The following is an 8,492-nucleotide window of genomic DNA, read 5'->3' on the forward strand; positions in this document are numbered from 1 at the left end:
TGCCTCGGAACGATACTGCCATTACCCATTTTTCCGCCTTGATGAGGCAGGGGGAGCTCTTTCACTGATGGCGACTGTGTTCGAACATCGGCGCGCGTCCGTATGCGCCTGAAAGAGTCTTGATGCTGCTCGTCGTCGAACAGCTCTTGAACGGATTGCAGTTCGGCCTGCTCCTGTTCCTGCTCGCCGCCGGCCTGACGCTGGTGTTCGGGATCATGGATCTCGTCAACCTCGCGCACGGCTCGCTCTACATGATGGGCGCCTATTTCGCCGCGACCTTCGCGGCATGGACCGGCAGCTTCCTGCTCGGTGCGCTGATGGCGTTAGGGGCTACGCTGGTGCTCGGCATCGTGCTCGAGGTGACGGCGCTGCGGCATCTGTACGGCCGCGACCATCTCGACCATGTGCTCGCGACCTTCGGCCTGATCCTGTTCTTCAATGAAGCCGTGCGGCTGATCTGGGGCCCGGCGGGTCTCGCGCTGCCCTTGCCGGCCTGGCTCACCGTGCCGGTGCCGATCCTGCCCGGCATTCACTATCCCGCCTATCGCCTCGCCATCATCGCGGTGGCGCTGCTGGTCGCGCTGCTGCTCTATCTCGGCGTGATGCGCACCCGCATCGGCATGCTGATCCGCGCCGGCGCCTCCAACCGCGAGATGATCGGCGCGCTCGGCATCAACATCAAGCTGCTCTACACGCTGGTGTTCGGCTTGGGGGCCGCGCTCGCCGGCCTTGCCGGCCTGATGCAGGCGCCGATCCTCACCGTGCAGATCGGCATGGGCGAGAACATTCTGATCCTCGCTTTCGTCATCATCGTGATCGGCGGCATCGGCTCGATCCGCGGCGCGTTCCTGGCCGCGATCTTCGTCGGCATGATCGATACGCTCGGCCGCGCCTTCCTGCCGAACCTGTTGCGGCAGGTGCTGAGCGGCGCCGCTGCCTCCACCGCCGCGCCCGCGCTGTCCTCCATGCTGATCTATCTCCTGATGGCGATCGTGCTGGTGGTGCGGCCGGAGGGGCTGTTTCCGGCCAACCGTCGATGAAGAGTCTGAGCGTGAGCAAGGCCGTCACGGCCCTGATGCTGGCGGGCCTCGTGCTGCTGCCGCTCTATTCATCTCTCACCGGCAACGTCTTCATCCTGACGCTGTTCACCCGCATCGTCATCCTGGCGCTGGCGGCGGCGAGCCTCAACCTCATCATGGGCTTTGGCGGCATGATGAGCTTTGGCCACGCCGCCTATCTCGGCATCGGCGGCTACGCGGTCGGCATGCTCGCGCAGGAAGGCGTAGGGAGCGGCTTCATCCAGTTTCCGGTCGCGCTCGCGGCCTCCGCGATCTATGCGCTCGTGATCGGCGCGCTCTCTCTGCGCACCCGCGGCGTCTACTTCATCATGATCACGCTCGCTTTCGCGCAGATGGCCTATTACGTCGCCTCGGGCCTGGCGCGTTACGGCGGCGATGACGGTCTCACCGTCTACAAGCGCAGCGACTTCTCCGGGCTGATCGACCTGTCGGACCGCACGCAGTTCTACTATCTCTGCCTGGCCTGCCTCTTTGGCGTGATCTTCCTGATCTGGCGCATCGTCAATTCGCGCTTCGGCCTCGTGGTGCAGGGGCTGCGCTCCAACGAGCAGCGCATGCAGGCGATCGGCTTTCCGGCCAAGCGCTACAAGCTGGTCTGCTTCGTCATATCAGGCACAATGTGCGGCCTTGCCGGCGCGCTACTCGCCAACAACACCGATTTCGTCAGTCCGGCCGTGATGTACTGGACGCGTTCCGGCGATCTCATGGTGATGGTGATCCTGGGGGGCATGGGCACGCTGTTCGGTCCCGTCATGGGCGCGGTGGTGTTCCTGCTGCTGGAAGAATTTTTGTCGCAGATCACCGAATATTGGGCGCTGATCATGGGCCCGCTGCTGCTGCTGATCGTGCTGTTCGGCCGCGGCGGCATCATGGGCGTGCTCGGGAGGGCTGGCCGTGGCTGAACCCTTGCTCCGCGTCGAAAAGCTGGTGCGCCGCTTCGGCGGCATCATTGCCACGGACAACGTCTCGCTCGACGTCGCGGCCGGTGAGCTGCACGCCATCATCGGCCCGAACGGCGCCGGCAAGACCACGCTGATCAGCCAGCTCACCGGGCACCTCGAGCCGCATTCCGGCAGCGTCCGGCTTGCGGGGCGCGACATCACCTATTTGCCGGCCTACCGCCGCTGCGCGCTCGGCCTCGCGCGCTCGTTCCAGATCACCTCGTTGCTGCTCGACTTCACCGCCGCCGACAATGTCGCGCTGGCGGCGCAGGCGCATGCCGGCACCTCGTTCCGCTTCTTCGCCAATGCGCGCAAGGAGAAGGGCCTGCGCGATGCCGCGCACGCCGCGCTCGACCGCGTCGGTCTCGGCCATCGTGCCGATGTCGTCGTGAACAGGCTCAGCCATGGCGAGCGTCGCCAGATCGAGCTTGCGGTCGCGCTCGCAAGCAAGCCGAAGCTCTTGCTGCTCGACGAGCCCATGGCGGGCCTCGGCGTCACCGAGTCCCAGCGCATGGTGCAACTGCTCCAGGAACTGCGCAAGGAGGTCTCGATCGTGCTGGTCGAGCACGACATGCCCGCGGTGTTCGCGCTGGCCGACCGTATCTCCGTGCTGGTCTATGGCCGCGTCATCGCCTCCGGCGATCCGGCCGCGATCCGCGCCAATGAAGAGGTCAAGCGCGCCTATCTCGGCGACCAGCATGTGGTGACACACCATGGCTGATACGCTGCTCGAGGTCGACGGCATCGAGACCTGCTACGGCCTCTCCCAGGTGCTGTTCGGCCTGTCGCTGTCGATCAGCTCGGGCGAGATGGTCTCGCTGATGGGCCGCAACGGCATGGGCAAGACCACGACCATCCGCTCGATCATGGGCCTGACGCCGGCGCGATCAGGTGCGATCCGGTTTGCGGGCGCCGAGGTGCGTCAGCTGCCGTCCTACAGAATTGCAAAACTCGGCGTCGGCCTGGTCCCCGAGGGGCGGCAGATCTTCCCGAACCTCACCGTGCGCGAAAATCTTGTCGCCGCCGCCGCGGACCGTTTCGACAGCCCCAATCCGTGGACGCTGGCCGCGATCTACTCCCTGTTCCCGCGGCTCGCCGAGCGCGCCGCCAACATGGGCAACCAGCTCTCCGGCGGCGAGCAGCAGATGCTCGCAATCGGCCGCGCGCTGATGACCAACCCGAAGCTGCTGATCCTGGATGAAGCGACCGAGGGTCTCGCGCCCTTGATCCGCGAAGAGATCTGGAACTGCCTGTCGCTGCTCAAGAGCCGCGGACAGTCGATCCTGGTCGTCGACAAGAACGTCGACCACCTCGCCCGCATCTGCGACCGCCACTACATCATCGAGCGCGGCAAGACGGTGTGGAGCGGCACGTCCAACGAGCTGATGGCCGAGCCGGACCTGCAGCATAAGTATTTGGGGATTTAGCGCTGTCACCGGCGAGGTGAGGTGCGGAATGCCGGCGCCTCAGCGTCGTCCTGGCGAAAGCCAGGACCCATACCGCGTGATCTATTGGCTGCGGTCGGTATCGGTACCGGGTGAGGAGTCTTCGCCAAACCTCTCCCTGGGGTAATGGGTCCTGGCTTTCGCCAGGACGACATCGGGGCCATCACCAATAGATCCCATGCCGATGCAGCTCGCGGATCACGCGCGCCTCAGTGGACGGCTGCCGGCGCTTCGGCTTGGCGGTTTCGGTCGTGGTCGCGGCGGGTCGGGCTGGCGCTGTGGCGGCTGGAGCTGCTGTGGCCGGCGCTGTCGATGCTGCTGGAGCGGTCGCAGCTGTTGACGTTGGCGCGGTCGTCGCCGTCTGCACATTCGTGGTCTGCGGTGCCGGCGGGGCCTGGGTGGTCGGTGGCGCCGTCGCTGTCGTGGCGGTCTGCTCCGTCGCCTGCTGGCTGGCACTGCTGGCGGCCAGGCTCAGGCTCCGCGAACCGCCGGCGTAAGCTCCGGTTGCGAGCAGCGACATCGCTGCGATCAGGATCAGCTTGCGCATGATAACCCCCGTCATCTGGTCAATCCGTCTTACCCAATTCGTCTACACCGGCGACTAACGCGTGAAACGATGCATCCCGATCTCGATCAGGGTTGCCCTGCAGGACAGGCGATAAATCAGGCTGAACAATCGACCCCACATGATCGAACTCCATTGTTGATCACGCCGTCGACTTATAGACCGCGCGCCTTTCCGGCGTTTTTCTCGGCTTCGGGAAAATGGCTTCGTCCGGAATGGCACGATGTCGTCGGAACATTCCGGATGAAGTCGCCTCACAGGGGTGTGAGCACTGCATCGGGTAGAGGCCGGCCGGATTCCGATAGAGGCCGGTAGTTCTCCCGAGATGAAGCGCGCGCGGCGCGGCGATATCGTGCGGCGTCTTCAGGCTGGGCTGTTGAATGAGTTCCGATCGCGAAGAAAACCCGCCGATCCTCATCTGCTCAAAATGCGGGAGGCCAATGAAGTTCCTGGCGACACTACCGGGAACAGTCACGTTGCCTCCGGTGCACGCCTATATTTGTGTCCCGTGTGGTCGCATCGACACGATCCAGCTGAAGTAGGTCACCGGTGCCGGATTGAACCGGACTTGTTCAGAACATCTCGAAATATTCGCGATGCTCCCAGTCGGTTACTTCAGACAGGAAGCGGTCGATCTCGGCGTTCTTGATGTGGGTGTAGTAGTCCACGAACTCTGCCCCGAACTTTTCGCGGAAGAACGGGTCGTCCTTCAGCGCGGCGACCGCATCGCGCAAGCTCTTCGGCAGCAGCGGTGCCTTGGTCTCGTAGGGCGTATCGGCCGATGGGCCGGGATCGAGCTTGCGATCGACGCCGTCGAGGCCTGAGAGAATCTGCGAGGCCATGTAGAGATAGGGATTGGCGGCGGGCTCGCCGATGCGGTTCTCCAGGCGCGTTGCTGCGTCATTGGCGCCGCCGAGCACGCGGATCATCACGCCGCGATTGTCGCTGCCCCAGATCGCGCGATCCGGCGCCAGCGAATAGGAGCGGTAGCGCTTGTAGCCGTTGATGGTCGGCGTGGTGAACACGGTGGAGGCGCGGGCGTGGTCGAGCAAACCGGCGAGGTATGAGCGGCCGAATGCGCTGAGCGGCTCCCCGCCGTCTTTCGTCATGAACTGGTTCTCGCTGCTCGTGCGCGAGACGATCGACTGATGCAGGTGCCAGCCGCTCGCGAACACGTTCGGCAGCTTCGGCCGGCACATGAAGGTGGCGTGATAGCCGTGCCGTCGGGCAATCTGCTTCACGGCGCTGCGGAACAGCACCATGTTGTCGGCGGGCTCCAGGCCCTTTTTCGGCGCGAAGGTGAACTCGCACTGGCTCGGCCCGAACTCCACCTCGACCGAGCGCAAGGGCAACCCCAGCGCGACGACATCGCGTCGAAGAATCTCCAGCACCGGCTCCATCTGATCGAAGCGCTGCTCGGTGAGGTATTGATAGCCGTGGCTGAGCAGGCTCACCGACGGCGGCGTGCCCGGCTGTCCCGCGTCTTCCGCGCGCATGTGCGGGTCGTCGAGCTTGAAGATGTGGAATTCCACCTCGAGCCCTGCGACGAAATCGTAGCCGCGCGCGCCGAGCTCATCGAGCACGCGCTTGTAGAGCCCGCGCGTCGCGAACGGCACCGGACGACCGTCCTGGAAATAGAGGTCGCACAGCACCCAGCCCGTGGTCGGCGCCCACGGCAGCACGCGAAACGTGGCGGGATCGGCAACCATCAGCACATCGGCCGCGCCCTCCATCTCCTTCATGCCGAACCCGCCGCCCGACGTGAACACCGGAAACACCGTGCGGTGCGAGGTGTCTTTCGCCAGCATGGTCGTGGTGATGGAGCAGCCGCTCTCCAGCGAGGCGATCGCCTCGGCGGCGACGATGGTCTTGCCGCGCAAAATGCCGTGCTGGTCGGGGAAGGCGAGGCGGATGACCTCGAGGTTCTTGTCCTCGACGATGCGGCGCATGCGCGACGCTGCGTCCTTCTGCTCATCCGACCACAGCGCATGGCGCGCGACGAAAGTCACTTCATCACTCCCTCAACTGCCGTAGGGTAGGCAAAGCGAAGCGTGCCCACCAAATCCATCGCCCGCACGGAAACATGGTGGGCACGGCGCTTTGCGCCTTTGCCCACCCTACGAGGTCCGCGCACGCACGTCACTCCGCCGCCGTCAGCCGGTGCACGTTGTCGGCGATCTCCTTCGGCACCGGTGCGGTCCACGGCGCGCCGCGGCGGCGCTTGACGTCGACCTCCATCCAGTAGGTCTCCCAGCCCCGCGTCGGCCCGATGCCGTCCATGGTCGCCGGTCCCTGGATGCTGCGCGCGTTGCTCTCGTCGAGATGCAGCATCGGCTTCTCGCCGCCGGAGACCTTCTCGATCTCCTGCCGCAGCAGCCGGCGGTACTGCACGATCGCCTTGTCGCTTTGTCCGAGATGCTCCTTGGTGCGGTCCTGGATCGCGCCCATCGATTCCACCGCCCACTGGTCGTGGACGTTGATGTCGTTGCCCATGCCGGTATAGGTCGCGGTCTGCTGCTCGTGCGGATCGAAACCGTAATCGTTGCTGCGGTTCTTGCGCGACTTGTAGTCTGGCAGCTCATAGAGCTCGAGCCGCTGGTCGCGCATCTTCTGCTTGTCGACCGGGTTGGTGTAGCTGGTGAAGATCGCGTACCAGTAGCAGTTCTCGTCGTCGACCGGCACGTGCCACTGCGTGATCGTCATCTCCGTGCTCATGGGGATGACGAAGCCGTGCGGGAACAGCTGGTTGGTGACGCGCACATGCGTCCGCTCCTCGTCGATCTCGCGCAATGCGATCAGTCGCAGGCCATATTCGGTGTGCTCGACATTGATGATCGGGCGGTCGTATTCGCGCAGGATCTTCGTCATCGGCAGGTCGCTGCCCGCGGAGGCGCCGCGGAACTGCTTGCCGTAGGCGGTGGAGGTGTCCTCGTCCTCGAAGAAGCGGTGCAGGTAGGAGGCATGCGCGGGATCGATGCCGACCTCCAGCGCCTGCAGCCAGTTGCAGGCCATGTGGCCCTTGAACGCGAAGGTGTGCGTGCCGGGGGCGACGAAGCAGTCGATCTCCGGGAATGCCGGCGGCTCACCCTCGCCGAGATAGGCCCAGAGGATGCCGCTCTTCTCCACCACGGGATAGGAGCGCTGGCGGATGTTCTGGCAGAGCTTTGAATCCTTCGGCTCGGCCGGCGTCTCGATGCACTGGCCGGTGGCGTCGAACAGCCAGCCATGGAAGGCGCAGCGCAGGCCGCCATGCTCGAGCCGTCCGAAGGCGAGGTCGGCGCCGCGATGGGCGCAGTGGCGGTCGATCAGGCCGTAGCGTCCGGTCTCGTCGCGGAACAGCACCAGGTTCTCGCCGAGCAGTTTGACGGGGCGGATCGGCCGCGCGCCCTCCAACTCATCGACCAGCGCCGCCGGCTGCCAGTAGCTCCGCATCAGTCTGCCGCACGGATCCTTCGGCCCGGTGCGGGTGATCAGGTCGTTCTGCTCCTGGCTCATCATGGCGGTCGCGTCCTTTGTGGAGTGGCGTTTGTTCGCCTATTGAACGAATGGGCGAATTATGACATGCCTTGGATCGGCAGCAAGCACTATTTTGCAGGATTGTCCCGGCGCCATGCCCAAGCTGAAGCGGAATGACACCGACGAGCGCCCGACGGATTTCGTCGAAGCCCTCGATCGCGGCCTGCGCCTGCTCCAGTGCTTCGGCACCAATGCGGGCCCGATGACGCTGAGCGATCTCGCCCGCGCGGCCGATCTTCCACGCGCGACCGCGCGGCGCATGCTGTTCACGCTCCAGCGTGGTGGCTTCGTCAGTGGTGACGGCAAACTGTTCTCGCTGACGCCGCATGTGCTGACGCTGGCGGCGTCCTATTTGCGATCCAGCCAGCTCGTCACGGTGCTGCAACCGGTGCTCGATCGCGTCGCGACGGCGGCGAATGAGATCTCCTCGCTCGCGGTGCTCGACGGTGACGAGGTCGTGTTCATCGCCCGCAGCAGTCCGGCGCGCATGTTCTCGGGCGGGTTGGAAATCGGCTACCGCCTGCCGGCCTTCTGCACCTCGGTCGGCCGCGCCATGCTCGGCCAGCTCGACGATGCCGATCTCGCTGCGCGCCTCACGGCGATGAAGCGGGAGGCGCTGACGCCGCAGACGGTGACCAACCCGAAGGCGCTGCTCGCGCGCATCGCCGCCGACCGCGCCCAGGGCTATGCGCTGGTCGACCGCGAGGCCGAACCGCATTTCCGCTCGATCTCGGTCCCCGTCCGCCGCTACGACGACGTGATCGTTGCCGCCGTCAACATGGGCGCCCATGTCGATCGCGTGCCGGCGCAGGAACTGATCGACCGCTTCCTGCCCTTGTTGCAGGAAGGCGCGGAGGCGGTGCGGTCGCAATTGCTGTAGGTTTGTAGGGTGGGTTAGCTGTGGAATCTCAGGAGATCGTCCATCGGTAGGCCGAGGCGGCTGATA

Annotated in this window: 8 protein-coding genes; 5 read left to right on the plus strand and 3 right to left on the minus strand. The window is 65.1% G+C overall.

Translation table 11 applies throughout. The features are described from left to right. Positions 1–122: 122 nt before the first annotated feature. From XH79_RS10595 to XH79_RS10610, 4 genes are read left to right on the plus strand one after another with little or no spacing between them, the layout of a single operon-like run. The gene (locus XH79_RS10595; RefSeq protein WP_271581663.1) at positions 123–1,040 is read left to right on the plus strand and encodes a branched-chain amino acid ABC transporter permease; all 918 of its coding nucleotides are present in this window, start codon (positions 123–125) and stop codon (positions 1,038–1,040) included. Then, the gene (locus tag XH79_RS10600; protein ID WP_271581664.1) at positions 1,037–1,981 is read left to right on the plus strand and encodes a branched-chain amino acid ABC transporter permease; all 945 of its coding nucleotides are present in this window, start codon (positions 1,037–1,039) and stop codon (positions 1,979–1,981) included. Before XH79_RS10595 ends, XH79_RS10600 begins: the two co-directional genes overlap by 4 nt. Continuing rightward, positions 1,974–2,741 carry an ABC transporter ATP-binding protein gene (locus XH79_RS10605; RefSeq protein ID WP_212340720.1) on the plus strand — a complete coding sequence of 256 codons (768 nt, stop codon included), beginning with the start codon at positions 1,974–1,976 and terminating at the stop codon, positions 2,739–2,741. The genes XH79_RS10600 and XH79_RS10605 overlap by 8 nt, the downstream gene beginning before the upstream one ends. Next, positions 2,734–3,447 (plus strand): ABC transporter ATP-binding protein, encoded by a 714-nt coding sequence (locus XH79_RS10610; RefSeq protein WP_212340722.1) that lies wholly within the window; start codon positions 2,734–2,736, stop codon positions 3,445–3,447. The genes XH79_RS10605 and XH79_RS10610 overlap by 8 nt, the downstream gene beginning before the upstream one ends. A 181-nt stretch (positions 3,448–3,628) precedes the next feature. On the opposite strand, the gene XH79_RS10615 is transcribed toward XH79_RS10610, so the two are convergent. The 3 genes from XH79_RS10615 to XH79_RS10625 all read right to left on the minus strand — a co-directional run bounded on the left by XH79_RS10615 (position 3,629) and on the right by XH79_RS10625 (position 7,528). Continuing rightward, a complete protein-coding gene (locus XH79_RS10615; RefSeq protein WP_271581671.1) occupies positions 3,629–4,012 on the minus strand; it encodes a hypothetical protein in 384 nt (127 codons plus the stop codon). Positions 4,013–4,602: 590 nt separating this feature from the next. Beyond that, positions 4,603–6,039, minus strand: a complete 1,437-nt coding sequence (locus XH79_RS10620; RefSeq protein WP_271581665.1) for a glutamine synthetase family protein — start codon at positions 6,037–6,039, stop codon at positions 4,603–4,605. Positions 6,040–6,169: 130 nt separating this feature from the next. Further along, positions 6,170–7,528: an aromatic ring-hydroxylating dioxygenase subunit alpha gene (locus XH79_RS10625; RefSeq protein WP_271581666.1), complete on the minus strand. Its 1,359-nt coding sequence runs from the start codon at positions 7,526–7,528 to the stop codon at positions 6,170–6,172. A gap of 112 nt (positions 7,529–7,640) precedes the next feature. Here XH79_RS10625 and XH79_RS10630 point away from each other — a divergent pair, with 112 nt between their 5' ends. After that, positions 7,641–8,426: an IclR family transcriptional regulator domain-containing protein gene (locus XH79_RS10630; protein WP_271581667.1), complete on the plus strand. Its 786-nt coding sequence runs from the start codon at positions 7,641–7,643 to the stop codon at positions 8,424–8,426. Positions 8,427–8,492 lie beyond the last annotated feature (66 nt).

Origin of the sequence: Bradyrhizobium sp. CCBAU 45389, from assembly GCF_028128625.1 — a bacterium.
GTDB lineage: Bacteria > Pseudomonadota > Alphaproteobacteria > Rhizobiales > Xanthobacteraceae > Bradyrhizobium > Bradyrhizobium liaoningense_B.

Coding starts and splice junctions, on each gene's coding strand:
- XH79_RS10630 (WP_271581667.1), top strand. CDS start 7,641: ATGCCCAAGCTGAAGCGGAATGACACCGACGAGCGCCCGACGGATTTC.
- XH79_RS10615 (WP_271581671.1), bottom strand. CDS start 4,012: ATGCGCAAGCTGATCCTGATCGCAGCGATGTCGCTGCTCGCAACCGGA.
- XH79_RS10625 (WP_271581666.1), bottom strand. CDS start 7,528: ATGATGAGCCAGGAGCAGAACGACCTGATCACCCGCACCGGGCCGAAG.
- XH79_RS10600 (WP_271581664.1), top strand. CDS start 1,037: ATGAAGAGTCTGAGCGTGAGCAAGGCCGTCACGGCCCTGATGCTGGCG.
- XH79_RS10610 (WP_212340722.1), top strand. CDS start 2,734: ATGGCTGATACGCTGCTCGAGGTCGACGGCATCGAGACCTGCTACGGC.
- XH79_RS10595 (WP_271581663.1), top strand. CDS start 123: ATGCTGCTCGTCGTCGAACAGCTCTTGAACGGATTGCAGTTCGGCCTG.